25 protein-coding genes and 4 pseudogenes are annotated in these 25,134 nt (G+C 39.3%); 26 read left to right on the top strand and 3 right to left on the bottom strand.

Going from position 1 to position 25,134, the window contains the following annotated elements; all coding sequences use genetic code 11:
* The first annotated feature begins 45 nt into the window (after nt 1-45).
* From HT723_RS00620 to HT723_RS00510, 23 genes and pseudogenes are all read left to right on the top strand, one after another.
* The gene (locus HT723_RS00620) at nt 46-450 is read left to right on the top strand and encodes a hypothetical protein (RefSeq protein WP_240154926.1); all 405 of its coding nucleotides are present in this window, start codon (nt 46-48) and stop codon (nt 448-450) included.
* 311 nt (nt 451-761) lie between these two features.
* Nucleotides 762-1,220 carry a DUF4231 domain-containing protein gene (locus tag HT723_RS00615; RefSeq protein ID WP_100104869.1) on the top strand — a complete coding sequence of 153 codons (459 nt, stop codon included), beginning with the start codon at nt 762-764 and terminating at the stop codon, nt 1,218-1,220.
* Nucleotides 1,221-1,232: 12 nt separating this feature from the next.
* The gene (locus HT723_RS00610) at nt 1,233-1,841 is read left to right on the top strand and encodes a hypothetical protein (protein ID WP_172929056.1); all 609 of its coding nucleotides are present in this window, start codon (nt 1,233-1,235) and stop codon (nt 1,839-1,841) included.
* Nucleotides 1,834-2,244 carry a hypothetical protein gene (locus HT723_RS00605; protein ID WP_078137214.1) on the top strand — a complete coding sequence of 137 codons (411 nt, stop codon included), beginning with the start codon at nt 1,834-1,836 and terminating at the stop codon, nt 2,242-2,244. The genes HT723_RS00610 and HT723_RS00605 overlap by 8 nt, the downstream gene beginning before the upstream one ends.
* Nucleotides 2,245-2,254: 10 nt before the next feature.
* The gene (gene ply, locus HT723_RS00600) at nt 2,255-3,670 is read left to right on the top strand and encodes a cholesterol-dependent cytolysin pneumolysin (protein ID WP_172934440.1); all 1,416 of its coding nucleotides are present in this window, start codon (nt 2,255-2,257) and stop codon (nt 3,668-3,670) included.
* A gap of 671 nt (nt 3,671-4,341) precedes the next feature.
* Nucleotides 4,342-5,058, top strand: a complete 717-nt coding sequence (locus tag HT723_RS00595) for a YebC/PmpR family DNA-binding transcriptional regulator (protein ID WP_172934439.1) — start codon at nt 4,342-4,344, stop codon at nt 5,056-5,058.
* 176 nt (nt 5,059-5,234) lie between these two features.
* Nucleotides 5,235-5,705: a MarR family winged helix-turn-helix transcriptional regulator gene (locus HT723_RS00590; RefSeq protein ID WP_172929190.1), complete on the top strand. Its 471-nt coding sequence runs from the start codon at nt 5,235-5,237 to the stop codon at nt 5,703-5,705.
* Nucleotides 5,680-7,457: pseudogene (locus HT723_RS00585) on the top strand (ABC transporter ATP-binding protein). Before HT723_RS00590 ends, HT723_RS00585 begins: the two are co-directional and overlap by 26 nt.
* Nucleotides 7,447-9,207 carry an ABC transporter ATP-binding protein gene (locus HT723_RS00580; RefSeq protein ID WP_172934438.1) on the top strand — a complete coding sequence of 587 codons (1,761 nt, stop codon included), beginning with the start codon at nt 7,447-7,449 and terminating at the stop codon, nt 9,205-9,207. Before HT723_RS00585 ends, HT723_RS00580 begins: the two are co-directional and overlap by 11 nt.
* A gap of 95 nt (nt 9,208-9,302) precedes the next feature.
* On the top strand, nt 9,303-9,806 hold the full coding sequence (locus HT723_RS00575; protein ID WP_172934437.1) for a phosphatase PAP2 family protein: 504 nt from the start codon (nt 9,303-9,305) through the stop codon (nt 9,804-9,806).
* Nucleotides 9,807-9,919: 113 nt separating this feature from the next.
* A complete protein-coding gene (locus HT723_RS00570) occupies nt 9,920-10,366 on the top strand; it encodes a LytTR family DNA-binding domain-containing protein (RefSeq protein ID WP_172934436.1) in 447 nt (148 codons plus the stop codon).
* Between the two features lie 4 nt (nt 10,367-10,370).
* Entirely contained in the window at nt 10,371-11,045 is a 675-nt protein-coding gene (locus HT723_RS00565) for a hypothetical protein (protein ID WP_172934435.1), read from the top strand.
* 247 nt (nt 11,046-11,292) lie between these two features.
* Nucleotides 11,293-11,484: pseudogene (locus HT723_RS00560) on the top strand (N-acetylmuramoyl-L-alanine amidase family protein); the annotation flags it as partial.
* A gap of 196 nt (nt 11,485-11,680) precedes the next feature.
* A complete protein-coding gene (locus HT723_RS00555; protein WP_172934433.1) occupies nt 11,681-11,980 on the top strand; it encodes a DUF4651 domain-containing protein in 300 nt (99 codons plus the stop codon).
* Complete coding sequence (locus HT723_RS00550) at nt 11,977-12,294, top strand: thioredoxin family protein (protein WP_000615777.1); 318 nt, start codon at nt 11,977-11,979, stop codon at nt 12,292-12,294. Before HT723_RS00555 ends, HT723_RS00550 begins: the two co-directional genes overlap by 4 nt.
* A gap of 15 nt (nt 12,295-12,309) precedes the next feature.
* Entirely contained in the window at nt 12,310-12,936 is a 627-nt protein-coding gene (gene ytpR, locus HT723_RS00545) for a YtpR family tRNA-binding protein (RefSeq protein ID WP_172934432.1), read from the top strand.
* Nucleotides 12,937-12,977: 41 nt separating this feature from the next.
* Nucleotides 12,978-13,739, top strand: a complete 762-nt coding sequence (locus HT723_RS00540; RefSeq protein WP_023934072.1) for an SDR family NAD(P)-dependent oxidoreductase — start codon at nt 12,978-12,980, stop codon at nt 13,737-13,739.
* 76 nt (nt 13,740-13,815) lie between these two features.
* Entirely contained in the window at nt 13,816-14,211 is a 396-nt protein-coding gene (locus HT723_RS00535; RefSeq protein WP_000282467.1) for a single-stranded DNA-binding protein, read from the top strand.
* Nucleotides 14,212-14,366: 155 nt separating this feature from the next.
* The gene (groES, locus tag HT723_RS00530) at nt 14,367-14,651 is read left to right on the top strand and encodes a co-chaperone GroES (protein WP_000917323.1); all 285 of its coding nucleotides are present in this window, start codon (nt 14,367-14,369) and stop codon (nt 14,649-14,651) included.
* 15 nt (nt 14,652-14,666) lie between these two features.
* Nucleotides 14,667-16,289: a chaperonin GroEL gene (gene groL / locus HT723_RS00525; protein WP_172934431.1), complete on the top strand. Its 1,623-nt coding sequence runs from the start codon at nt 14,667-14,669 to the stop codon at nt 16,287-16,289.
* A 137-nt stretch (nt 16,290-16,426) separates the two neighbouring features.
* Nucleotides 16,427-17,194: pseudogene (locus HT723_RS00520) on the top strand (epoxyqueuosine reductase QueH).
* 399 nt (nt 17,195-17,593) lie between these two features.
* Nucleotides 17,594-18,367: a class I SAM-dependent methyltransferase gene (locus HT723_RS00515; protein ID WP_172934430.1), complete on the top strand. Its 774-nt coding sequence runs from the start codon at nt 17,594-17,596 to the stop codon at nt 18,365-18,367.
* Nucleotides 18,368-18,379: 12 nt separating this feature from the next.
* The gene (locus HT723_RS00510) at nt 18,380-19,237 is read left to right on the top strand and encodes an Rgg/GadR/MutR family transcriptional regulator (RefSeq protein ID WP_172923654.1); all 858 of its coding nucleotides are present in this window, start codon (nt 18,380-18,382) and stop codon (nt 19,235-19,237) included.
* 346 nt (nt 19,238-19,583) lie between these two features.
* Here the strand turns inward: HT723_RS00510 and HT723_RS00505 are convergent, their stop codons facing one another.
* From HT723_RS00505 to HT723_RS00495, 3 genes are all read right to left on the bottom strand, one after another.
* On the bottom strand, nt 19,584-20,117 hold the full coding sequence (locus tag HT723_RS00505) for a DUF402 domain-containing protein (RefSeq protein WP_000775321.1): 534 nt from the start codon (nt 20,115-20,117) through the stop codon (nt 19,584-19,586).
* Between the two features lie 88 nt (nt 20,118-20,205).
* On the bottom strand, nt 20,206-20,982 hold the full coding sequence (gene recX / locus HT723_RS00500; RefSeq protein WP_000705109.1) for a recombination regulator RecX: 777 nt from the start codon (nt 20,980-20,982) through the stop codon (nt 20,206-20,208).
* A gap of 9 nt (nt 20,983-20,991) precedes the next feature.
* Nucleotides 20,992-21,768, bottom strand: a complete 777-nt coding sequence (locus tag HT723_RS00495) for an aminoglycoside 3'-phosphotransferase (RefSeq protein ID WP_138704793.1) — start codon at nt 21,766-21,768, stop codon at nt 20,992-20,994.
* 56 nt (nt 21,769-21,824) lie between these two features.
* Between HT723_RS00495 and rlmD the strand changes: the two genes are divergently transcribed.
* From rlmD to HT723_RS11350, 3 genes and pseudogenes are all read left to right on the top strand, one after another.
* The gene (gene rlmD / locus HT723_RS00490; protein WP_172934429.1) at nt 21,825-23,180 is read left to right on the top strand and encodes a 23S rRNA (uracil(1939)-C(5))-methyltransferase RlmD; all 1,356 of its coding nucleotides are present in this window, start codon (nt 21,825-21,827) and stop codon (nt 23,178-23,180) included.
* 380 nt (nt 23,181-23,560) lie between these two features.
* Nucleotides 23,561-24,754 (top strand): O-antigen ligase, encoded by a 1,194-nt coding sequence (locus tag HT723_RS00485; RefSeq protein WP_172934428.1) that lies wholly within the window; start codon nt 23,561-23,563, stop codon nt 24,752-24,754.
* A gap of 229 nt (nt 24,755-24,983) precedes the next feature.
* A pseudogene (locus HT723_RS11350) lies at nt 24,984-25,134 on the top strand (IS630 family transposase); the annotation flags it as partial.

Below are 25,134 nucleotides of genomic sequence, written 5' to 3'. Positions count from 1 at the left end.
AAGATCATTCTCGGAGAGGGTCAAGAAGCCCTTAGAAATGCTGACTTGACAGAGGCAGGCTTGAAAGAGATGACTGCTAAGGTCAAAGAAGCACTCGAATCCTTGAAAGGCAAGCAAGCGACTAAGGATGAAGAGGAAACGAAAGAAACAAGGAAAGAGCAAGGTCATCTTCCATATGGTACGATGATTGGCAGCCTACTTGCCCTTCTTGGTCTCCTTCTCTTCCTCATCGCTCGTCGTAAGAAAGAGTCAGAACTCAAGAAATTGACCAAGGAATTGACTAAGGTTCTGCAAGAAAGCGACCTTACAAGTGTAGATGCCAAAGTCCTCGACCAAGCACGAGAAGCTCTCGCTCAAGCAGTTGCTTTCCTAGCCAATGAGAAAGAGTCTGACCACACAGAAGATGAGTTGGTTGAGAAACTCAAAGCTGTTCTTGCTCAGTTAAGATAAGCAAAGTTTAGACGAGTTGGAAACTAGCTAGAATAGTGATTGAAAGAATGTTGGAAAAACTCAATTTGAGGTGAACATTCAGAAAATCTTTCTCTGATAAAACGCATAATATCAAGCTTTTTAAGGCAAGGTATTATGCGCTTTTATCATTTTGAAACTTTTTGTTCTATCTTATTTGTGATATTTTTCCCTTATTTCACAAATATTTCATATTTGGATTTTATAATAAGTTATAGTTCAGTTTTTACTATACTTTGATATTCAAATATGTTATACTATGATTATCAAAGTAAATGAAAGGAGTTACGAATATGACGCCAGAAGAAATGTACTTGACAGAGCGATTAGACGTACAGATAGCTCATTTTTTAAAGAAAAGCGTTCAACATCGTAGACGCTATAAGGTATTAAAAATAACAGAAATCGTGGCAGGTTTTCTCATAGCTGTCTTTTGTGCTATTCCTATGCCAGGTGATCGCTACCGTTTGATTTCGGTTGCCTTGTCCAGTTTAGGCTTGCTGTGTGAGGGGATTCTCAATTTGTATAATGCTAAAGAACACTGGATTTCTTACCAAAAAACTGCGCAACTCCTGGAGAGAGAAAAATTCCTCTATCAATGTCAAACGGAGAAATATGCAGGAAAAACCAAGGCTTTTGCTCTATTTGTCAAGACATGCGAAGGTATTATCTCAGAGGAAATCAACCAGTGGGAAAGTATCCAGTCAAAAGAAGTGGCAGCTAGTGCAGATGCTCCAGAGAAAAAAGAATAGGAGGTGGAGGAAATGTCTCAATCCAGCTACCTTTTGCCCTTGCTCTGGTTGAAAAAAGAAGCCGATAAGGAAAAGATGAGTGCGACCCAGTGCCAGATATTTTTCTTTTATTATCAACTGTTTGAACTCTTATTTGCTAGAGAAAGCGACTTGAGAGACTTATGTCTGGGAAGGCAAGGTTTTTATTTCTCGCAGTTAGAGAAAGATTTGCTTTCTGGAGTTTCCCACTTTCTAACAAACTTGGAGGGAAAAGGGACTCTCAAGGCTAATCAAGAAGTATCAGCTCGCAAAGCCCTTTTTCTAGCCTTGACAACTAGCCAGTCAGATTGGCAAGAGTTAGCTCCTGTTTTTGATTTTTATCAGACTATTGGGGGACTTGAACATCCTTCTCTCTTGAGTTCTCAGGACAGACAGCATCTGATGTGGATTTACCAGTCAGCTTTGGAGAAGGATTATAGTGTCAAGGTAATTGGCGACAAGCATTTTGTATTGAAGAGACAAGATGCTACTAAATTGACAGGGCGCCAAACTCAAACTTTGGAAATTCTGAGTCAATCAGAAGACTTGGTCAATCCTGTCTATGTTACATTAGGAGAAAAGGGGGTGCTCTTGCTTGATTAAGAGAGGAGATGTTGTAGCTCTTTATTTGCCTTTTCCGACTATTAGTAGCGATTTGGCTGTGAAGAACCATATGTATATCTGTATTGACAACAGCACGACTAAAAACAAAGAGTTAGTTAAAAATCAGACCTTCAAACCAGCTCTCTTGACCAGACGTTTGGTCAAGAACTTTATGATAGAAGAGCCGGATTTAGCTCGTAATCCTTTTACAAGACCAACCTTGATTGACTTAGATAAGGTATTTATGTTGGATAATACGGTCATTCCGACTTCTTATCTAGCCAGACGGCGACGCAATGTCTCAGAAGAATTGTACGAGGAAGTTTTGGATCACTTAGTCCAACCACGGCTGATTTCGCTGAACAAGTCTGAGTTTATGCAACTCAATCCAGGAACTTATTAGGAGGTAGAAGATGACAAATAAAGCAGTAAATGACTTTATACTAGCTATGGATTATGATAAAAAGAAACTCTTGACCCATCAGGGAGAAAGTATTGAAAATCGTTTCATCAAAGAGGGGAATCAGCTACCCGATGAGTTTGTTGTTATCGAAAGAAAGAAGCGGAGCTTGTCGACAAACACAAGTGATATTTCCGTGACGGCTACCAACGATAGTCGTCTCTATCCTGGAGCACTTCTCGTAGTGGATGAGACCTTGTTAGAGAATAATCCCACTCTTCTTGCGGTCGATCGTGCCCCGATGACTTATAGTATTGATTTGCCTGGTTTGGCAAGTAGTGATAGCTTTCTCCAAGTAGAAGATCCCAGCAATTCAAGTGTTCGCGGAGCGGTAAACGATTTGTTGGCCAAGTGGCATCAAGATTATGGTCAGGTCAATAATGTCCCAGCTAGAATGCAGTATGAAAAAATCACGGCTCACAGCATGGAACAACTCAAGGTCAAGTTTGGTTCTGACTTTGAAAAGACAGGGAATTCTCTTGATATTGATTTTAACTCTGTCCATTCGGGCGAAAAGCAGATTCAGATTGTTAATTTTAAGCAGATTTATTATACAGTCAGCGTAGATGCTGTTAAAAATCCAGGAGATGTGTTTCAAGATACTGTAACGGTAGAGGATTTGAGGCAGAGAGGAATTTCCGCAGAGCGTCCTTTGGTCTATATTTCGAGTGTTGCTTACGGGCGTCAGGTCTATCTCAAGTTGGAAACTACGAGTAAGAGTGATGAAGTAGAGGCTGCTTTTGAAGCTTTGATAAAAGGAGTCAAGGTAGCTCCTCAGACAGAGTGGAAGCAGATTTTGGATAATACAGAAGTGAAGGCGGTTATTTTAGGAGGCGACCCGAGTTCGGGTGCCCGAGTTGTAACAGGCAAGGTGGATATGGTAGAGGACTTGATTCAAGAAGGCAGTCGCTTTACAGCAGATCACCCAGGCTTGCCGATTTCCTATACAACTTCTTTTTTACGTGACAATGTAGTTGCGACCTTTCAAAACAGTACAGACTATGTTGAGACTAAGGTGACAGCTTACAGAAACGGAGATTTACTCTTGGATCATAGTGGTGCCTATGTTGCCCAATATTACATTACTTGGGATGAATTATCCTATGATTATCAAGGTAAAGAAGTCTTGATTCCTAAGGTTTGGGACAGAAATGGGCAGGATTTGACGGCTCACTTCACCACTAGTATTCCTCTAAAAGGGAATGTTCGCAATCTCTCTGTCAAAATTAGAGAGTGTACCGGACTTGCCTGGGAATGGTGGCGTACGGTTTATGAAAAAACCGATTTGCCCCTAGTGCGTAAGCGGACGATTTCTATTTGGGGAACGACTCTTTATCCTCAGGTAGAAGATAAGGTAGAAAATGACTAGGAGAGAAGAACGTTTGCGACAAAAAGAGGCAATGCTCTCTCTGCGAATATCTGAAAGTTTATCTCTTGCCTAGCGATTTCCATTGGAGTATGCTCGTGATGTTAAAATGAGTCTATCAAATAGTGGCTGTAAGAAAAAGTAAAAAGGGTAGTGAAACTCCTTGCTATACAGGGAATTAGCTACCTTTTACTTATTTTAGAAGAGCCGTTGTACTAGTCTAACTTCAGTATCATGTGAAATCAAAAAGAGCATAAATTTCTGTTTCAGGAACACGTAAATTATGGTTTTGTTTAGAAGCTCTTCTATTGACTTCTTAGAATACAACAGCGCCTATAAGAACTGTTGAATTTCAAAGTATTTACTTGAACTATGATACGTCTGGAGTAGACTGTCAACAAAAGGTGCAGTATAATGGTTTTTGTCGCTTATATCTACAACCTCAAAACAGTAGCTTGAGCGGACTTTGTCAAACTTGGCAGAAACTTTCTATTTGCAGATAATGGTCTAGTTTGTTTTTTGAATGTTGATAAGGATGGAAAGGCAAGACCATCTTGGCAACAAAAGTGTCATCCTAGCTTGATTTACTGAATAAAATCTATTTCCTCTAGTGAAAATCGAAAAAACTTGTGTTATAATAAGAAGGATTAAAATGTGAAAAAAGGAGATTCTTAATGGGACGTAAATGGGCCAATATCGTAGCCAAGAAAACGGCTAAAGATGGAGCTAACTCTAAAGTATATGCAAAATTTGGTGTAGAAATCTATGTAGCAGCTAAAAAAGGTGATCCAGATCCAGAATCAAACTCAGCCTTGAAATTCGTTATCGACCGTGCTAAACAAGCCCAAGTGCCAAAACACGTTATCGATAAAGCGATTGATAAAGCAAAAGGAAACACAGATGAAACCTTTACAGAAGGACGTTACGAAGGTTTTGGACCAAACGGTTCTATGTTGATCGTTGATACCTTGACTTCTAACGTTAACCGTACAGCGGCTAATGTCCGTGCAGCCTTTGGTAAAAACGGCGGAAACATGGGTGCTTCAGGTTCGGTTTCTTATCTTTTCGACAACAAGGGTGTTATCGTATTTGCAGGAGAAGATGCCGATGCAGTCTTTGAACAATTGCTAGAAGCAGATGTGGATGTGGACGATGTAGAAGCAGAAGAAGGAACAATCACAGTTTACACAGCGCCAACTGACCTCCACAAGGCTATCGTTGCTTTACGTGAATCAGGTATCCAAGAATTCCAAGTGACTGAATTGGAAATGATTCCTCAGTCAGAAGTGGAATTGTCAGGCGATGACCTTGAAACCTTTGAAAAACTTTACAGCGTCCTTGAGGACGACGAAGACGTACAAAAAATTTACACAAACGTAGACGGCTTCTAATTTAACCTAGAGAGCATGATCCTAAGTGAAAAAATCACTTGGGATTTTTTGAATCAAGAAAATAGTTCTCTAGGAAACTTTTTCTTGACATCTTTTCTGAAAATGGTAAAATAGTTCTCATGAAAACTTATTTAGTTCCTAGGAGAACTAAATGTGATAGTTAGAAAGGAGTTAGTATGGATAAGCCGATGTTAGTCTTTAAGCGTTTTGGTCATCAGATTCATCTCATGGTGCAAAAGGAAGCCAAACGTTGTGGCATTGAATTTATGGGTGGGCCGCAAGGTCAGGTTGTACGTTTTTTGGATAATCGTGAGAAAAACCAAGACTTGGTCTTGATTAAAGATATCGAGCAGGAACTCAATATTACCAAGTCTGTTGCTAGTAATTTGGTCAAGCGTATGGTGCAAAATGGTTTGGTGGAATTGGAGGCGAGTCCTGTTGATAAGCGGGCTAAGTTTGTTCGTCTGACGGACAAAGCACGTTCTCAGATGCAAGAGGTTAAGGCTTTTTTTGAACGCATAGACAAGCAGTTGATGGAAGACATTGATGAAGATGAATTACTGATTTTTGAGAAAGTTCTCGGTCAACTACAGGTAAATATCAAGGGAATAGGAGGAGAGAATAAAGAAATTAGCCAAAAGAATTAGTAGAAAAGAATGGGGGATGATTTTACTAGTCATTCTCTTTACTTGCTTTTCGGTCTATCTAGAGTTGGAAGTGCCGACCTATATCTCGAAAATTACGGATTTGCTAGGTAGTCAAGGAACTAATTTAGATGAGTTGTGGCAGCCGGCAAGCATGATGATGGGAATGCCCTTTCTTGCCTTCTTGTCTTCTTGTCCGTAGTTGCAGTTGGATTTTTTGCATCCCGAGTGGCGGCTTCTTATATTAGTAGGCTGAGAAGTGATATTTTTAACCGAGTTTTGGATTACTCGCAGACAAAGATTAAGAAATTTTCAATTCCTAGCCTCTTGACGCGTACTACCAATGACATTACTCAAGTTCAAATGTTGATTACTATGGGCTTGCAAGTGGTAACGCGTGATCCAATTATGGCTATCTGGGCTATTGGGAAGATTTTAGGTCATTCAGAATACTGACTCTGGGCCGTACTTGTGGCAGTGATTGTCAACGTCCTGATGACGACCGTTTTGATGACGCTAGCCTTTCCAAAACAGTCCTTGATTCAGGGGCTGACAGATAAACTGAACAGTATCACTCGTGAGAGTTTAACAGGTATTCGTGTCGTTCGCGCCTACAATGCTGAAGAATACCAAAATGAAAAATTTGCAGCAGTAAATGATGAATTGACACGCTTGAATTTGTTTGTCAACCGTCTTATGGCTATTTTGAACCCTATCATGATGGGGATTTCAAGTGGTTTGAGTGTGGCGATTTACTGGATTGGGGCCTATGTGATTAACGACGCTGCTCCGATAGCGCGTCTGCCTCTCTTTAGTGACATGATTGTTTTCATGTCTTATGCTATGCAGGTTGTCATGGGCTTCCTTCTCATGGGAGCACTCTTCATCGTTCTTCCCCGAACTATGGTCTCTGCTAAGCGGATTAATCAAGTTTTAGATTTGCATTCTTCTATCCAAAACCCTGCTCAAGTGCAGCTGGCTGATGAAAACCTCAAAGGTCAGGTCGAATTTAAGGATGTGACCTTCCGCTATGCGGCAAATTCGGAGGCAGTTATCGAGCATGTTAGCTTTAAAGCAGAAACTGGCCAAACAGTGGCCTTTATTGGGTCAACAGGTTCTGGTAAATCAACTCTGGTCAATCTGATTCCACGTTTCTACGACGTGTCAGAAGGAGAAATTCTGGTGGACGGTGTCAATGTTCAAGACTATGACTTAAATGATTTGCGCAACAAGGTTGGCTATATTCCACAAAAAGCTGTGCTATTTTCTGGAGATGTCAAGGGCAATCTAGACTTTGGACAGAGTCAAGAAACACCACTTAGTGAGCAAGCTATGTGGCAGGCTCTGGAATTGGCCCAGTCTAAAAACTTTATCGAAGACAAGGAAGCGGGCTTGGCCTCAGAAGTGGCCCAAGGAGGAACCAACTTCTCAGGCGGCCAAAGACAGCGTCTGGCCATTGCGCGTGCCTTGGCTCGGAGGCCAGAAATCCTCATCTTTGATGACTCCTTCTCAGCCTTGGACTACAAGGCAGACCGTGTCCTACGCCAAGAGCTAGCAGAGAAAACCAAGTCTATGACCAAGCTTATCGTTGCACAGCGTATTTCAACGATTATGGATGCAGATTTGATTTTGGTCTTGGATCAAGGAAAAGTCGTGGGACAAGGCACCCACAAGGAACTTCTAGCTAATAACGAAGTTTACCAAGAAATTGCCTATTCACAACTATCGAAGGAGGAATTGGAACATGGAAAATAAGAAAATGTCTCTTTTGAAACAGAGTAAACCCTATCTTGCAGGCCTCCAGTTTGCCCTTCTGATAGCCTTTCTAGCAACAATCGTATCCAATATCATTACTGTATATGGTCCAACCCGCATCAAGGAAATGACTAATATTATTGCCAGTGGTCTAGAAACAAGTGTGGATGTCGCGGCGGTTGCGGCTATTGGTGGTTTTTTGGCCGTCATCTATGTGATTGGACTCCTATCAAATTATTTGCAGGCCTTTCTGTTTACAACAGCCATTCAACGTTTTTCAGAGCGTTTAAGAAGAGCCATTGCAGAGAAAATCAATAGCCTACCATTGGGATATTTTGATGGACACTCTCAGGGGGATACTTTGTCTCGTGTAACCAATGACGTTGACACTGCAGCTCAGTCCCTTAATCAAAGTCTGGGAACAGTTCTTTCATCTAGTTTATTGGTTTTAGCAGTCTTGGTAACCATGTTTGGGATGAACTGGATTTTAGCCTTGGTGACGGTTGTTTCAACCCTTATTGGTTTTGTTTTCGTGTCCGTCTTTATGGGCAAATCCCAGGGCTTCTTTAAGAGTCAGCAACAAGATTTGGCAGCTGTCAATGGTTATGTGGAGGAAATGTACTCTGGCCATAATGTGGTGACTAGTTATAATGCCATCGAGAGCACGAAAGAAGAATTTGCGACATTAAACCATCGTCTGTATGATAGTATCTGGAAATCTCAGTTTATTTCAGGGATTATGATGCCGATTATGATGTTTATTGGGAACTTTAGCTATGCCCTAGTGATTATTGTTGGTGCGGCCTTGGCTCTGAATGGGCAGATTAGTATCGGGATTATCGTTGCCTTTATGGCCTATGTTCGTATCTTTTCTCAGCCTCTTTCACAAATCGCTCAGGGGATTACTAGTCTTCAGCAGGCTAGTGCAGCCATGGGACGTGTCTTCGAATTCCTAGCTGAAGAGGAAATGGAAGACGAATCCCATAAAGAAAGACAACTGATCGATATGAAAGGTCAAGTGGTCTTTGATCGAGTTTCCTTTGGTTACACACCAGAGCGAACTATCATCCATGACTTTTCTGCGATTGCTCATGCAGGTCAAAAGGTTGCCATTGTCGGCCCGACCGGAGCTGGTAAGACAACTATTGTCAATCTTTTGATGAAGTTCTATGAGATTGATAAGGGAAGTATCCGTATCGATGGTGTGGATACCAAGGATATGAAGTGTTCGGAAGTACATGATGCCTTTTCAATGGTCTTGCAGGATACTTGGCTCTTTGAAGGAACCATTCGCGACAATCTTACCTATAACCAAACAGGTATTAGTGATGAGCGCGTGATCGAAGCCAGCAAGGCTGTAGGGATTCACCACTTTATTATGACCCTACCAGATGGTTACGATACCATCTTGGACGATACAGTGACCTTGTCTGTCGGGCAAAAACAACTCTTGACCATCGCTCGTGCTTTGTTGAAAGATGCACCGCTCTTGATTTTAGATGAGGCGACCTCTTCTGTCGATACTCGGACGGAGGAATTGATTCAGAAAGCTATGGATCGTTTGATGGAAGGTAGAACTTCCTTTGTCATCGCCCACCGCTTGTCTACTATCCGAAATGCTGATCTTATTCTCGTCATGAAAGATGGCAATATCATCGAGCAAGGAAATCATGATGAGCTAATGGCGCAAGCTGGTTTATACGCTGACCTTTATAACAGTCAGTTTACAGAAGACGAAGCAGAAGAATAAACCCAAAGAAGGCTTGACGGTCTTCTTTTTCTGCACTATACTAGAAGACAAGTGCTTCCCTATAAGCAAAATTTGAGTAAGTGATGAGAAAATATATGAAAAATTATCAAGAATGGTATGGCCACGTTGCTAGTAACATTAAAAATAAGCCCTTTCTTCTGAGCTTATTAAGAACTTTCAATCGGTTCATGACGGTAGTTATGCCTATGATTTATCTGACCTTGTTAGCCACTACCTATTTCCAAGAAGGACTTGGGACACAGGTCGGAATCTATTTGTTTATTCCAGCGTCAGGTTTTGTGATTTTGTCCTTTCTTCGTAAGAAAATCAATGCTCCTAGGCCTTATGAGGAATGGGATATTAAACCCTTGCTTGACAGAGATAGTCCTGGTCAGTCTATGCCCAGTCGTCATGTCTTTTCAGCAACCATTATCTCCATGGCTTGCTTGCATGCTAGTCTAACTATGGGGATGATTTGTTTGACATTATCAGCCTTCCTCGGTCTAGTGAGAGTCTTAGGGGGAGTGCATTATCCCAAGGATGTAGTGGTTGGTTATATTTGTGGTCTTGTGTGGGGTGTGATTTTCTTTCTATTTTGACTTGTATGTTAAGTTGGTCCTACAACCACTTACTGGTTTAAAGTAACCACTTGCTTTTTTGCTCTTGTTTTCTTATTTTAGCTTTGATATAGTAGAGTCAGAAAGGAGATGGAATGAAGTTACGAATCGAAATTGACAGCAATTTAGAGGAAACTGAAATTGTCATCAAGGCAGCGGCTTTGACAGATGAGATTGCGGATTTACAGCGCCTCTTGCAAGAATCCAAGTCTCCTCGGTTGATTTTTTACAAGGGGACGGGTGAATATTATCTGGACTTGTCGGAAATTCTCTTCTTTGAGACGGAAGGCAGCAAGATTTATGCCCATACCCAGAAAGATGCCTACGAGGTTCGGCTTAAACTCTATGAGTTAGAGGCTATCCTTCCTCGCTATTTTAGTCGGGTATCCAAGTCAACGATCGCTAATATTCGGCAAGTCTATTCGGTGGACAAGTCCTTTTCAGGAACGGGCACCATTTCCTTTTATCAGACCCACAAGGAGGTTCATGTGTCACGGCATTACCAATCCCTCCTAAAAGAAAATCTAAGAAACTTGAGGTAAGAAGATGAAAAAGAAAGCATTTGGTATTGTGTTGCTTATTTTTGCAGCTTTAATATTAGTACAAGGAAATTTTGGAATTCCTTCTCTTGGAGGGCAAATTTGGCCCTTGATTGGTATTGCTTTTTTTGCCTACCAATCAGTTGGAGCTTTGTTGCGTCGCCACTTAACCTCAGCCTCTTTTACATCTCTAGTAGCCTTAATGATTGCTGACCACTTTTATGATATTTTACCGATTCCAAATCAGACACTAATCTGGGCAGGAGTTCTAATCGTTCTCGGAGTAAATATGTTGACTCATTCTAACAGAACTTGGAATGGGAAAAAATGGTGGTATGATGGTAAAAAGACCATTCTAACAGATAAGGAAGTTGCTTTTGGTACAGGGACTTTCTACAAGCAAGATCAAGATCTTGTAGACGACCAAGTTGAAGTTGGTTTTGGGAATGCCAAGATATATTATGACAATGCAGAGATGTTAGGTGATTTTGCTACTCTGGATATCGAAGTTGGTTTTGGCAATGCAGTTATCTATGTTCCCCAACATTGGAGAGTTGATTTGAAGGTGGAAACTTTCTGTGGTGTAGCCAAGGCAGATACTTCTCTAGCCCCAACCAGCAAAACCTTGATTATCCGTGGGGATGTGGCTTTTGGGAAATTGGGAGTTGTCTACGTTAAATAAAAAATCTTCACTTCAATCATCAAAATAGGCGTACTAAGAGTAGGAAATTGATGCCTTGCTCTGATTTCAGTTCTATGGTTGTTAGACTTTAAAAAATGAAATGTTGCCTTTAAAAGTTGTATATTTTTCGATATTTTGGCTCTTACGTTTGATGTATCTATGTCCTACAGCGTGGATGATGTAGTGTAAAATGCTTTAAAAAAATGAATGATATTGGACAGTTTTTTGAACTTTTAATTGCTCAAGAGCCATGAAAGCAAGCGTTTGGGTTTATGACAAGGGAGATTGGTATTATGTAAGTTCTTCTGGTGCCATGCTAGCGAATGATTGGGTCAAAGATAATGGCAAGTGGTATTATCTAGCTTCATCAGGTAAGATGCTTCGCAATACCTATACGCCTGATGGTTACTACGTTGGCAACTCAGATGCCTGGCAATAAGAATAATACTCTTCGAAAATCTCTTCAAACCAAGTCAGCTTCATCCACAACCTCAAAACAGTATTTTGAGCTGACTTCGTCANNCTTTGAGCAACCTGCGGCTTTAGTATAAGAAGTCCTTTTCCTTAAAGGAAGAGGCTTTTTACTTGCTTTTCTGCTGCTTCCTCATTTGTCCTAAAGCCTTTTTTGTGTTAAAATGAATGGTATGAAAGCTAAAAAAATGTGGATGGCAGGCTTGGCTCTGTTTGGTATTGGGAGCCTTGCCCTTGCTACGAAAAAAGTTGCAGATGACCATAAGCTCAGGAAGACTCAGGAAGAGTTGACAGCGATTGTGCGAGACCATTTTTCAGACATGGGGGAAATTGCTACCCTCTATGTTCAAGTCTATGAAAGCAGTCTAGAGAGCTTGGTTGGTGGCGTCATTTTTGAAGATGGCCGTCACTATACCTTTGTCTATGAAAATGAAGACCTAGTCTATGAGGAGGAAGTTTTATGATACAACCAGCAAGTTTAGAAGAATTAGCATCCTTAGTAGAAAAAGATGGCAAGAAGGTCTTTCTTTTTGTGGCGGACTGGTGTGGCGATTGTCGTTATATCTATCCTGCCTTACCAGAAATTGAGGAGACCAATCCAGAGTTCACCTTTATTCGTGTGGACCGAGACCAGTATATGGATTTGGCCAAACTCTGGGATGTTTACGGCATTCCTAGCCTTGTTGTTCTAGAAAAGGACAAGGAAATCGGTCGTTTTGTCAATCGCGACCGTAAAAGCAAGCAACAAATTAACGACTTTTTAGCAGGATTGAAATAGGAGAAAAGAGAAACAATGATTTTTACATATAACAAAGAACATGTCGGTGATGTCCTTATGGTCATCGTGAAAAATAGCGGAGATTCCAAACTGGACGTGGAGCGCAAAGGCAAGGTAGCCCGTGTTTTTCTCAAAGATAATGGGGAAACAGTGGCTTGGAATATTTTCGAAGTTTCAAGTTTATTTGAAATTGCAGAGCGCGGCCAAGTCTTTTTGACAGATGAGCAAGTCGCTCGTTTGAACCAAGAGTTGCAGGCGGAAGGTTTTACAGAAGAAATTGTTAATGATAAGGAACCTAAGTTTGTTGTCGGTGAAATTGTTGAGATGGTAGCCCATCCAGATAGTGACCACCTCAACATCTGCCAAGTTGCAGTCGCAAGTGACAAGACAGTACAAATCGTTGCAGGGGCTCCCAATGCGCGTGTCGGGTTGAAAACCATTGTGGCTCTTCCAGGAGCTATGATGCCAAAAGGCAATCTTATTTTCCCAGGCGAACTTCGTGGTGAAAAGAGTTTTGGCATGATGTGCAGTCCTCGTGAATTGCATCTGCCAAATGCTCCACAAAAACGTGGGGTGCTTGAATTATCAGAAGACCAAGTTGTCGGAACACCATTCGACCCAGCTAAACACTGGACTGCCTAAGAAGTTGTTAGTATCTGATAGACCAGATAGAAGGAAATAAGATGGCAAAAAATGTAGTGATTACAGGAGCGACATCAGGTATTGGTGAAGCAATTGCGCGTGCTTATCTGGAGCAGGGTGAGAATGTCGTTCTAACTGGACGACGGACAGACAGATTAGAAACTCTTAAGTCGGAGTTTTCAGCAATCTATCCAAATCAAACAGTTTGGACTTTTTCACTAGATGTGACGGATATGGCCATGGTCAAGACTGTCTGCTCCGATATTCTAGAAACGATAGGTCAGATTGATATATTGGTCAATAACGCTGGACTAGCTCTTGGCTTGGCACCCTATCAGGACTATGAAGAGTTGGATATGTTGACCATGCTGGATACCAATGTCAAAGGTTTAATGGCAGTCACTCGCTCTTTCTTGCCAGCAATGGTAAAAGCCAATCAAGGACATATCATCAATATGGGGTCAACCGCAGGAATTTATGCCTATGCTGGTGCCGCTGTTTACTCAGCTACCAAGGCTGCGGTTAAGACCTTTTCGGATGGACTGCGAATTGATACCATCGCAACGGATATCAAGGTGACGACCATTCAGCCTGGAATTGTTGAAACAGATTTTTCTACAGTGCGTTTTCACGGTGATAAAGAACGAGCTGCGACGGTTTATCAGGGAATCGAAGCCTTGCAGGCACCAGACATCGCAGACACAGTAGTCTATGTGACCAGTCAACCTCGTCGTGTTCAGATTACAGATATGACCATCATGGCCAATCAACAAGCGACAGGTTTCATGGTTCATAAAAACTAAAAAATTTTCTCGAAAAGTTACAAATTTCTGTAACTTTTTTTGATTTCCTACGAATAGATAAGTAGGAGGAAAAAATATGTATAATAAAGTTATCATGATTGGACGTTTAACGTCTACACCAGAATTGCACAAAACCAACAATGACAAGTCAGTAGCGCGAGCAACTATCGCTGTGAACCGTCGTTACAAAGACCAAAACGGGGAACGTGAAGCTGATTTTGTTAATATGGTTCTATGGGGCAGACTAGCAGAAACCTTGGCAAGCTATGCAACCAAAGGTAGTCTTATTTCTGTGGATGGAGAATTGCGTACCCGTCGCTTTGAGAAAAATGGTCAAATGAACTATGTGACTGAAGTACTTGTTACTGGATTCCAACTCTTGGAAAGTCGTGCTCAACGTGCCATGCGTGAAAATAATGCAGGTCAAGACTTGGCAGACCTAGTCTTGGAAGAGGAAGAATTGCCATTTTAAGAATTAAAAAGTCTGAGTTGGTCTCAGGCTTTTTATCTTGAGAAAGTCAGACTTTTTTCTTGACTATTTCTGACCAAGTGATACAATAGAATTATGAATTAGCACTCAAGTTCAAAGAGTGCTAATAATATCTATCTTATTATGGAGGAAATCAGATGTTGAAACCATTAGGGGACCGTGTGGTCTTAAAAATCGAAGAAAAAGAACAAACTGTTGGAGGCTTTGTCCTTGCAGGCTCAGCCCAAGAAAAAACCAAAACAGCTCAAGTTGTGGCTACTGGACAAGGTGTTCGTACCTTGAACGGTGACTTAGTTGCTCCAAGTGTTAAAGCTGGAGACCGTGTCTTGGTTGAAGCTCACGCAGGTCTTGATGTCAAAGATGGCGATGAGAAGTACATCATCGTTGGCGAAGCTAACATCTTGGCTATCATTGAAGAATAGAAGGAGAAAGTAAGTATGTCAAAAGAAATTAAATTTTCATCTGATGCTCGTTCAGCCATGGTCCGTGGTGTCGATATCCTTGCAGATACTGTTAAAGTAACTTTGGGACCAAAAGGTCGTAATGTCGTTCTTGAAAAATCATTTGGTTCACCCTTGATTACCAATGATGGTGTGACCATTGCCAAAGAAATTGAATTAGAAGATCATTTTGAAAATATGGGTGCCAAGTTAGTATCAGAAGTAGCTTCTAAAACCAATGATATCGCAGGTGACGGGACTACGACTGCAACAGTCTTGACCCAAGCTATCGTCCGTGAAGGAATCAAAAACGTCACAGCAGGTGCCAATCCAATCGGTATTCGTCGTGGGATTGAAACAGCAGTTGCCGCAGCAGTTGAAGCTTTGAAAAACAACGCCATCCCTGTTGCCAATAAAGAAGCTATCGCTCAAGTTGCAGCCGTATCTTCTCGTTCTGAAAAAGTTGGTGAGTACATCTCTGAAGCAATGGAAAAAGTTGGCAAAGACGGTGTCATCACCATCGAAGAGTCACGTGGTATGGAAACAGAGCTTGAAGTCGTAGAAGGAATGCAGTTTGACCGTGGTTACCTTTCACAGTACATGGTGACTGATAGCGAAAAAATGGTGGCTGACCTTGAAAATCCGTACATTTTGATTACAGACAAGAAAATTTCCAATATCCAAGAAATCTTGCCACTTTTGGAAAGCATTCTCCAAAGCAATCGTCCACTCTTGATTATTGCGGATGATGTGGATGGCGAGGCTCTTCCAACTCTTGTTTTGAACAAGATTCGTGGAACCTTCAACGTAGTAGCAGTCAAGGCACCTGGTTTTGGTGACCGTCGCAAAGCCATGCTTGAAGATATTGCCATCTTAACAGGCGGAACAGTTATCACAGAAGACCTTGGTCTTGAGTTGAAAGATGCGACGATTGAAGCACTTGGTCAAGCAGCGAGAGTAACTGTGGACAAAGATAGCACTGTTATCGTAGAAGGTGCTGGAAATCCTGAAGCGATTTCTCACCGTATTGCAGTTATCAAGTCTCAAATCGAAACCACAACTTCTGAGTTTGACCGTGAAAAATTACAAGAACGCTTGGCGAAATTGTCAGGTGGTGTAGCGGTTATTAAGGTCGGCGCTGCAACTGAAACTGAGTTGAAAGAAATGAAACTCCGCATTGAAGATGCCCTCAACGCTACTTGTGCAGCTGTTGAAGAAGGAATCGTTGCAGGTGGTGGAACAGCCCTTGTAAATGTTATCCCAGCCGTGGCTGATTTGGAATTGACAGGAGACGAAGCAACAGGACGCAATATTGTTCTCCGTGCTTTGGAAGAACCTGTTCGTCAAATCGCCCACAATGCAGGATTTGAAGGTTCAATCGTTATCGATCGTTTGAAAAATGCTGAAGTTGGTACAGGCTTCAACGCAGCAACTGGCGAGTGGGTCAACATGATTGAAGAGGGAATCATCGACCCAGTTAAAGTGAGCCGTTCAGCTCTTCAAAATGCAGCATCTGTAGCCAGCTTGATTTTGACTACGGAAGCAGTTGTAGCCAATAAACCAGAACCAGTAGCTCCGGCTCCGACAATGGATCCAAGCATGATGGGCGGCATGATGTAAGCTTTCTATAGAAAACAACTTATAAAAAACACAAAAGGAGGGAATGCCTACCCCTCCTTTTTATGCTATTCACTTCTAAATTGATTTGAGCTCTCCTAATTTATATGATAAAATAAGACTAGAAAAAGGAGAATAACATGATCGATGTAGAAGAAATTCTGAGCAAGATGAACCCCAATCAGAAGATTAATTATGACCGTGTCATGCAGAAGATGGTACAAGTATGAGAGAAAAATGAGCATCGGCCAACCATTCTCATGCATGTTTGCTGCGCCCCTTGCAGTACCTATACCCTAGAATATTTGACCAAGTATGCAGATGTGACCATCTATTTTACAAATTCTAATATCCATCCTAAGGCAGAATACCATAAGCGTGCCTATGTTACTAAGAAATTTGTCAGTGATTTCAATGAGAGGACAGGAGATGTGGTTCAGTACCTAGAGGCTCCCTATGAACCAAATGAATAACGTAAGTTAGTCAGAGGACTGGAAGAAGAGCCTGAAGGTGGCGACCGTTGCAAGGTTTGTTTTGACTACCGACTGGATAAAACAGCGCAAGTGGCTATGGACTTGGGCTTTGACTACTTTGGTTCAGCCTTGACCATCAGTCCTCATAAGAATTCTCAAACCATCAATAGCATCGGAATCGATGTGCAAAAAATTTACACGACCCACTATCTTCCCAACGATTTCAAGAAAAATCAAGGCTACAAACGTTCAGTAGAGATGTGTGAGGAGTATGATATCTATCGTCAATATTATTGTGGCTGCGTCTATGCAGCCCAAGCCCAGAATATTGACCTGGTTCAAGTTAAGAAGGACGCCACAGCTTTCTTGCTGGATAAGGATGTTGAAAAAGATTATTCCCATATCAAATTTACAGTTACGAAATTAGATATATAAATGAAAACTTGCCTCAAGGTAGGTTTTTTGCTAGTAGAAAAGCGATAGACAGAAATTGCTGGACCAATCTTTGAATTTCTAGTCCAAGGCTTGTGAGTCTTCAACAAGCCTTGGACTCTTAAAAAAATGAAGTTTTGCTCAAAAGAGCTTTTTAAATTAAAACGAGCAATTATCAGTTCAAATCTGTTTCAAAAGAAGAACGGATAAATTAATTGATGCTTGGTTTTTGAGTTAGGAAGTTAAGCATGCTAAACTGAGTCGTAGGAATAAATTTCTTTATAGAAATGTGTTACAACTCTGCTATAACGGAATATTCCTTTTTTGCATTTATACAACTTATTTAACACTATCTTTATTCTTGTGATATAATGTCAAATTATAGAGTGGAGGTCGTTTAAAATGATTGATAAAGTAATTGAACAATATAAAAGTCATGATAATCTTGATATTCGAGTAGAATTGCATAAGAAGTATTCAAAAAATAAATTGGGATTTAATAATTGGATATTTTCTAACTACCAAATCACTGATGAAGTAAAGGTTCTAGAATTAGGATGTGGTACAGGAGAACTGTGGAAAAGCAATAGTGATTCTATAGATAAAATGAAGCAGTTGATTGTTACAGATTTTTCTAAAGATATGGTAAAATCAACGAAGTCAGTGATTGGAAATAGAGACAATGTCAACTATGAGATAATGGATATTCAAAAGATTTCTTTTGAGAATGAAACGTTTGATATTGTTATTGCTAATATGCTTCTACATCATGTGAATTATATTCCTAGAGCGCTATCTGAGGTGAATAGAGTCTTAAAAACAGGAGGTGTTTTTTACTGTGCTACATTTGGTGAAAATGGAGTTGTAGATTATTTGGCAAATTTATTTAAAGATGAGGTTAATCAAGATTTAGAAAATAAAACGTTTACTTTACAAAATGGTAAAAGGTACCTGAGTAGGTGTTTTAACTCTGTCGATACATTACTCTATGATGATGAGTTACAGGTAACTAGTATAGATGACCTAGTTAAATACATCCAATCGTTTAAAGGAATTTCAGAAATAGGTTCACTAGAAGAGGAAATAATACGTAAAAGATTGGAAAGTGAGTTTAATAATGGTATGTTGATCATTCCTAAAGAATATGGTATGTTTATCGCTCGAAAAGAAAGTTAAGGGAATGAAAGTGTGAAAAATTACGGAGAAGCTTTTCGATATTTTAGAAAATTAAACGGATATTCTTTAGAGTATGCTGCAGCTGATTCTATATCAAAATCTCAACTTTCTAGATTTGAAAGGGGAGAAAATGAAATTTCTCTTTCAACGTTTTTTGAATTATTATCAAATATCAATGTTTCGATAGAGAATTTTTGTAATCACCTAGAACATTATAAAAGATCGGAACGTGATGATTTTTTGGTTAATTTATCTCCGAATTTTTATAGTTTGAATACTAAAGGGTTGGAGGAAATAAAAAATGAGCAACAAAAACTTTTTGAGAAGAGTGGGGAAAAAACTTATAAAATAAATACAATAATGGTTCAGGGATTATTAAATCAGATAGATTGTAATCATGTAGTTAGTAGAGATGATCTAAATTTAGTATATGACTATTTATTCCAAAAGGAACGATGGGAGTCCTATGAGATAACACTGATTGGTAATTTATATCATCTTTTTGAAATAGATTATATTTACAGAGTTGGAAAAGAAATACTAGAGCGTACACATTATTACGAAAAAATCGGTAAGAATAGAAATTTAGTTGTGTCAGCTTGTTTAAATTTTTGGTTCTGTTGCCTTGAAAATTCACATCTAATATATGCAGACTACTTTGAAATGAAATTAAAAAAATTATTAAAAGATGACACAAAAGTTTTTGAAAAATCTACATTCAAATTTGTAAAAGGATATAAAATATATCTGACTGAATCTAAAGAATCTGGAATTAAACAAATGAACGATGTCATAAAATATTTTGAGTTTATTGAATCTAAAAGTATTGCTTTATATTTTCAAAAACGATTAAATGAGCTGGTAGATTAAATACCATTTTCTCTGTCGAGATATTGTTTTTAAAATGTTGTACCAAGTGATTGATGCTATGTGGAAATAAAAAAATACGAAGTTGACCTGTATTTTTTATACTAATCATCTTCGTATTTTTTGTATTAAACGATATAAGTTTGTTGTAAACTTACAAGGAACAGAGACATTAAAAAATAACAGTATATCTATTTGTTTTATATATTTTACGAATTCTGCATAAATCTCTTTCTAGTAAGGTGTTGTAACTCTGCTATAATGGATTTATTCCTTTTTGTTTTTACACAATTTATTTTACACTACCAAAAAAACAAGGTCAGGATTTTGTTCCTGACCTTTGACAACTTTACCGATTCTTTAGTTCTACATAGCGCTTGTACCAAATGTTTACATAGGCTTCTGAGAAAGGACCACGTCCATTGTTAATCCAATCAACAAGAATTTTGACATGTTCTTTTAAAATATAGTCCAAATCATCAGAATAATTCATTTTGCGTTTGTGACGCTCGTACTCTTCAACGTCCAAGAGACGTTTTTCCCCATCTGTAAAAATTTTAACATCCAAATCGTAATCAATATACTTCAGTGCTTCTTCATCCAGATAGTAGGGGCTAGCCATATTGCAATAGTAAGAAGTTCCATTATCACGAATCATGGCAATGATATTAAACCAATATTTCTTGTGAAAGTAAACAATAGCCGGTTCTCGAGTGACCCAACGACGACCATCACTTTCGGTAACAAGTGTATGATCGTTGACACCAATAATGGCGTTTTCTGTTGTTTTTAGTACCATGGTGTCCCGCCAAGTTCGGTGGAGACTCCCATCATGCTTATAACTTTGAATTGTAATAAAGTCGCCTTCTTTTGGAAGCTTCATAACTAACCAACTTTCTACAATTTATAAGTTTATCATTTACTATTGTACCATAAAATTACCTAAAATCTGTGAATTTCACTTGGAAATATTAAAGATATTCTCTAAGAGCGCTTGCTATATCCGAAAAATCGTAGCCCTTTCGTGCTAAAACTTGAGTTAAACGCTGCTTCAGTTCGTATCCTTCATACTTTCGAGCATACTTAGTATATTGCTTATCAAGTTCCTTGAAGATGAGTTCTTGAGTCGTTTCTTGGTCAATTTGGCTATCTAAGTCGTCAAAGGCAATTTTAGCATCAGAATAAGAGAAGCCCTTGTTAGTCAAGCTCTGGATAATCTTATCTTGCAGGGCACGAGCTGGAAGTTTTCCCTCATATTTTTTCAATAGTTTATTAGCTACACGTTGAGCAACTTCAGAAAAATCAAATTCTTTCAAGTTCTCTTCTATAGTAGATTTTGAAATCCCTTTTTGAGCTAGTTTCTGAGTCAGCACATAAGGACCCTTGTCTCCTGACAGTTGATTAGCATTGATGCTAGCATAAGCGTATTGGCTATCATTGATCCACTTATCTTCTTTAAGATTAGCAATGACTTGAGAAACGATGTTTTCATCAATATCGTATTTTTTTAGATATTCTCTGACCTCTTTTTCAGTGCGTGCTTTAAAGGATAAATGGTAGAGAGCCAGATTCTTACCATAAGAAAATTGAGCAAAGTCCTGAATCTCTTTCAATTCCTCTTGGCTTATCACCTTATCTCTCGATAACATAAAACGAACAATTGTGTCTTCGGTGATATAGCATTTGTCGCCATTATCAAGCTCCATCAGATAGAGTCTTTTTTTCTTTTCAAGTTTTGTGATTTTCATAATTTCCTTTCATCTAAATGCTTCGAAAGCTGCAACAAGTCGGAGTTTATCCATATCTACATATTCTCTACCGTAATAGTCGAGAAATAATTCAGCATACGTAGCATCTTGTAGGTTGTAATGAAGGGACCAAATTGCCCAAAAGAGGTCGATATGTCGGTCACTAAAACCAGCCAATCCCAAGTCAATAAAGCAAGAAAAATGCGAGGCATCCTTCAAGATGAAATTTGGCAGGCAGGCATCTCCATGAATAAAAGCATCAGCTTTGAGAAGGTGACCTTTCTCTTGTATTAGTTGGTAAGCTTCTTCACGACTGTGAATATGAAATTGAGGCAGAAGAGTCTTGTTATAAAAAGTCCCCTTCTGATAGTTGTTTAAGGCTTTTTCTTTATAACGCTTCAGATGATTTTCCGACGGAAAAGATTGTGGTTTAAGACTGTGAAGTTTGTTTAATGCTTGAGCTAGGGTTTGACAGAGTTTTTCGGGTTGATTTAAAAAATCGAGAGCATTTCTGCCAATGGCTTCTTTGGTCAGAAGGAAGTCCTTTTTTGCTGATAAATAGGTAATCACTGGAGTTCCCAATCCTTCAGTTTCGAACCAATTTGCAATCTTAGCTTCTTGAGCTAATCTGCCTTTTTGATCTATTTTTAAATAGTAACCTGAATCTATATATAGGACAGTTGCACTTGAATGAGAAGAACTATCAGAGAGATTAGCTCCCTTGATATAGCTTCGTAATTGTTCAGGGAAATCTAGTATACTAAAGCGAGGTGTTTTTGAATTCATGCTTTTATTGTAACATATTCTTAAATATCTTAGAAACTCCATGGTATAATAGACCTATGAATCTAAAAATAAAACAAAAAATACCATTAAAAATCAAGCGCATGGGAATTAATGGTGAGGGAATCGGCTTTTACCAAAAAACATTAGTCTTTGTACCCGGTGCTCTCAAAGGCGAAGATATCTATTGTCAGATTACTTCTATTAAACGTAACTTTGTTGAAGCGAAATTATTAAAGGTCAACAAAAAGTCTAAATTCCGCGTTGTGCCAGCTTGTACTATTTATAATGAGTGCGGAGGCTGCCAAATCATGCACCTGCATTATGATAAGCAGCTGGAGTTCAAGACGGACTTGCTTCATCAAGCGCTGAAAAAATTTGCTCCTGCAGGATATGAAAACTATGAAATTCGTCCAACTATTGGAATGCAGGAACCAAAATATTACCGAGCTAAGTTACAATTTCAGACTCGAAAATTTAAGAATCAGGTCAAGGCGGGCTTATATGCACAAAACTCTCACTATTTAGTAGAGTTGAAAGACTGCCTGGTACAAGACAGGGAAACCCAAGTGATTGCTAATCGTCTAGCGGAATTACTTACTTATCACCAGATTCCAATCACAGATGAGAGAAAAGTTCTAGGTGTTAGGACTATTATGGTCCGACGAGCAAGAAAGACTGGACAGGTTCAGATTATTATTGTTACAAATCGTCAGCTTAATTTAACCCAACTAGTAAAAGATTTAGTTAAAGATTTCCCAGAAGTTGTGACAGTAGCTGTGAATACAAATACAGCTAAAACCAGTGAGATTTATGGTGAAAAGACAGAGATTATCTGGGGACAAGAGAGTATTCAAGAAGGTGTACTCGATTATGAATTTTCACTATCTCCTCGAGCTTTCTATCAACTAAATCCTGAACAAACAGAAGTTCTTTATAACGAGGCGGTAAAAGCCTTGGATGTAAATAAAGAAGACCATTTGATTGACGCTTATTGTGGAGTTGGAACAATTGGATTTGCCTTCGCAAAGAAAGTTAAAACACTCAGAGGTATGGATATTATTCCAGAAGCTATTGAAGATGCCAAGCGAAATGCTAAAATAATGGGATTTGACAATACACATTACGAAGCAGGAACAGCGGAAGATATTATTCCTCGTTGGTACAAGGAAGGCTACCGAGCAGATGCTCTGATTGTGGACCCACCACGTACAGGTCTGGATGATAAGTTATTAGATACTATTCTTACCTATGTACCAGAAAAAATGGTTTATATTTCTTGTAATGTTTCGACTTTGGCAAGGGATTTGGTACGCTTAGTAGAAGTCTATGATCTTCATTATATCCAGTCGGTCGATATGTTCCCACATACAGCTCGAACGGAAGCAGTTGTAAAATTAATTAAAAAATTTTAAAAAAGTAGTGTCAATCGAAAGTGATGATGCCCCAAAAAATGGTGAGATTGAGGGCAATTATTTTGCTTTCATTTGACACGAGGAACCCTTGAAGCAGTTTTGTCAGCTAAACCAAGGCTAATCTTAGCCTTGGCTTGTCAGCCTAACAGCATCAAGCCTCTTATCAAATGAAATCGAGTACTAGCTATAAGCTAGTTAAACCATCTAATTTTTAGGAGGGCTGGGTGGCTAACTTCATTATAGAACTTTCAATTATCACATTCGAATTACATTTTATTTTGGAAAACGTTTCCTTTGTTTTCAAATTGTTAAAAAAGTGGTACAATATAGGATAGCTTACTATTATCTGAATCAGCTGATTTGGAGAGAAAGGATTCATTTTGAAATCAATAGGCTTTATTGAAAAGCTGATAGGGTTGTCTAGTAAAGAGCTGATTTTATTGGGAATTATCCTGAGTATCTTTTTGCCCTTTTATCTTTTTGTAGTTGTATTCTGTTTATATATTATCAGTTTGATTTTTACAGGAGATATGAAAAGTATTCTTCAGAAAATGGGGGAGCATCCGATGCTGCTTCTTTTTCTTGGCTATAGTACTGTTATATCCATTCTTGCACAAAATTGGATGGGTCTTGTGGCTTCAGTAGGAATGTTTTTGTTTGCTATTTTATTTTTGCACTATCAGTCGATTTTATCACATAAATTCTTTCGATTAATTTTGCAGCTCGTCTTGTTTGGTAGCGTCTTGTCAGCTGCTTTTGCCAGTTTAGAACATTTCCAAATTGTGAAGAAATTCAACTATGCTTTTCTTTCACCCAATATGCAGGTGTGGCATCAGAATCGTGCAGAAGTGACCTTCTTTAATCCTAATTATTATGGAATTATTTGTTGCTTCTGTATTATGATTGCTTTCTATCTGTTTACAACGACCAAGTTGAATTGGTTGAAAGTATTCTGTGTGATTGCAGGCTTTGTTAATCTCTTTGGATTGAACTTTACGCAAAATCGAACTGCCTTTCCTGCTATTATCGCTGGAGCAATTATCTATCTCTTTACGACTATTAAAAACTGGAAGGCCTTTTGGCTTAGTATTGGGGTCTTTGCGATTGGTTTGAGTTTCCTCTTTTCTAGTGATTTAGGAGTTCGAATGGGTACTTTAGACTCTTCTATGGAAGAACGCATTTCTATCTGGGATGCTGGGATGGCCTTGTTTAAGCAAAATCCTTTTTGGGGTGAAGGGCCATTGACCTATATGCACTCTTATCCTCGGATACATGCTCCTTATCATGAACATGCCCACAGTCTTTATATTGATACGATTCTGAGTTACGGAATTGTGGGTACCATTTTATTAGTTCTGTCTTCTGTTGCTCCTGTTCGCTTGATGATGGATATGAGTCAGGAGTCGGGGAAACGTCCGATTATCGGCCTTTATCTATCTTTCCTTACAGTGGTTGCTGTGCACGGAATTTTTGACTTGGCTCTCTTCTGGATTCAGTCAGGCTTTATTTTCTTGCTAGTTATGTGCAGTATTCCATTGGAGCATCGAACTTTGGTATCGGACATGACGGATTAAGTTTTATAAGATTAAAATTCTTCTACCTTGGGTAGGAGATTTTTTTATACGATGGGCATGTCGTGCATCTGAGGTGTAAGTCCTCTGTAGAGATTCACTACCGGTGAATATAGTGAAATGAGATAAGAACAGGATGAATCAATCAGGACAGTCAAATAGATTTCTAACAATGTTTTAGAAGTAGAGGTGTACTATTCTAGTTTCAATCTATTATACAATAGCGCTCCCTCGTCCTTATGCAGGGGCTCCTAGAGGGGAGAAAGTCTATGAAAAGATTAGCGGACGTCGTTTTGAGCGAACTTCAATTGTTGCAGGACAAGTAGACGGAGAGTTTATAGCTCCCATGATTTACAAGAACAGCATGACAAGCGATTTCTTTG

Source organism: Streptococcus sp. 2106 (genome assembly GCF_013277315.1).
Classification (GTDB): domain Bacteria; phylum Bacillota; class Bacilli; order Lactobacillales; family Streptococcaceae; genus Streptococcus; species Streptococcus pseudopneumoniae.
The sequence above is the reverse complement of the archived record's forward strand: the minus strand, read 5'-3'. Positions and strand labels throughout refer to the sequence as shown.

Bases quoted from the DNA above. Each gene is read 5' to 3' on its own strand.
- HT723_RS00535 (WP_000282467.1), top strand. From the start codon at position 13,816: ATGTATAATAAAGTTATCATGATTGGACGTTTAACGTCTACACCAGAA.
- rlmD (WP_172934429.1), top strand. From the start codon at position 21,825: ATGAATCTAAAAATAAAACAAAAAATACCATTAAAAATCAAGCGCATG.
- HT723_RS00615 (WP_100104869.1), top strand. From the start codon at position 762: ATGACGCCAGAAGAAATGTACTTGACAGAGCGATTAGACGTACAGATA.
- HT723_RS00555 (WP_172934433.1), top strand. From the start codon at position 11,681: ATGAATGGTATGAAAGCTAAAAAAATGTGGATGGCAGGCTTGGCTCTG.
- HT723_RS00540 (WP_023934072.1), top strand. From the start codon at position 12,978: ATGGCAAAAAATGTAGTGATTACAGGAGCGACATCAGGTATTGGTGAA.
- HT723_RS00565 (WP_172934435.1), top strand. From the start codon at position 10,371: ATGAAAAAGAAAGCATTTGGTATTGTGTTGCTTATTTTTGCAGCTTTA.
- HT723_RS00610 (WP_172929056.1), top strand. From the start codon at position 1,233: ATGTCTCAATCCAGCTACCTTTTGCCCTTGCTCTGGTTGAAAAAAGAA.
- HT723_RS00505 (WP_000775321.1), bottom strand. From the start codon at position 20,117: ATGAAGCTTCCAAAAGAAGGCGACTTTATTACAATTCAAAGTTATAAG.
- HT723_RS00550 (WP_000615777.1), top strand. From the start codon at position 11,977: ATGATACAACCAGCAAGTTTAGAAGAATTAGCATCCTTAGTAGAAAAA.
- groES (WP_000917323.1), top strand. From the start codon at position 14,367: ATGTTGAAACCATTAGGGGACCGTGTGGTCTTAAAAATCGAAGAAAAA.
- HT723_RS00590 (WP_172929190.1), top strand. From the start codon at position 5,235: ATGGATAAGCCGATGTTAGTCTTTAAGCGTTTTGGTCATCAGATTCAT.
- HT723_RS00515 (WP_172934430.1), top strand. From the start codon at position 17,594: ATGATTGATAAAGTAATTGAACAATATAAAAGTCATGATAATCTTGAT.
- HT723_RS00575 (WP_172934437.1), top strand. From the start codon at position 9,303: ATGAAAAATTATCAAGAATGGTATGGCCACGTTGCTAGTAACATTAAA.
- ply (WP_172934440.1), top strand. From the start codon at position 2,255: ATGACAAATAAAGCAGTAAATGACTTTATACTAGCTATGGATTATGAT.
- HT723_RS00595 (WP_172934439.1), top strand. From the start codon at position 4,342: ATGGGACGTAAATGGGCCAATATCGTAGCCAAGAAAACGGCTAAAGAT.
- HT723_RS00580 (WP_172934438.1), top strand. From the start codon at position 7,447: ATGGAAAATAAGAAAATGTCTCTTTTGAAACAGAGTAAACCCTATCTT.
- ytpR (WP_172934432.1), top strand. From the start codon at position 12,310: ATGATTTTTACATATAACAAAGAACATGTCGGTGATGTCCTTATGGTC.
- HT723_RS00570 (WP_172934436.1), top strand. From the start codon at position 9,920: ATGAAGTTACGAATCGAAATTGACAGCAATTTAGAGGAAACTGAAATT.
- recX (WP_000705109.1), bottom strand. From the start codon at position 20,982: ATGAAAATCACAAAACTTGAAAAGAAAAAAAGACTCTATCTGATGGAG.
- groL (WP_172934431.1), top strand. From the start codon at position 14,667: ATGTCAAAAGAAATTAAATTTTCATCTGATGCTCGTTCAGCCATGGTC.
- HT723_RS00495 (WP_138704793.1), bottom strand. From the start codon at position 21,768: ATGAATTCAAAAACACCTCGCTTTAGTATACTAGATTTCCCTGAACAA.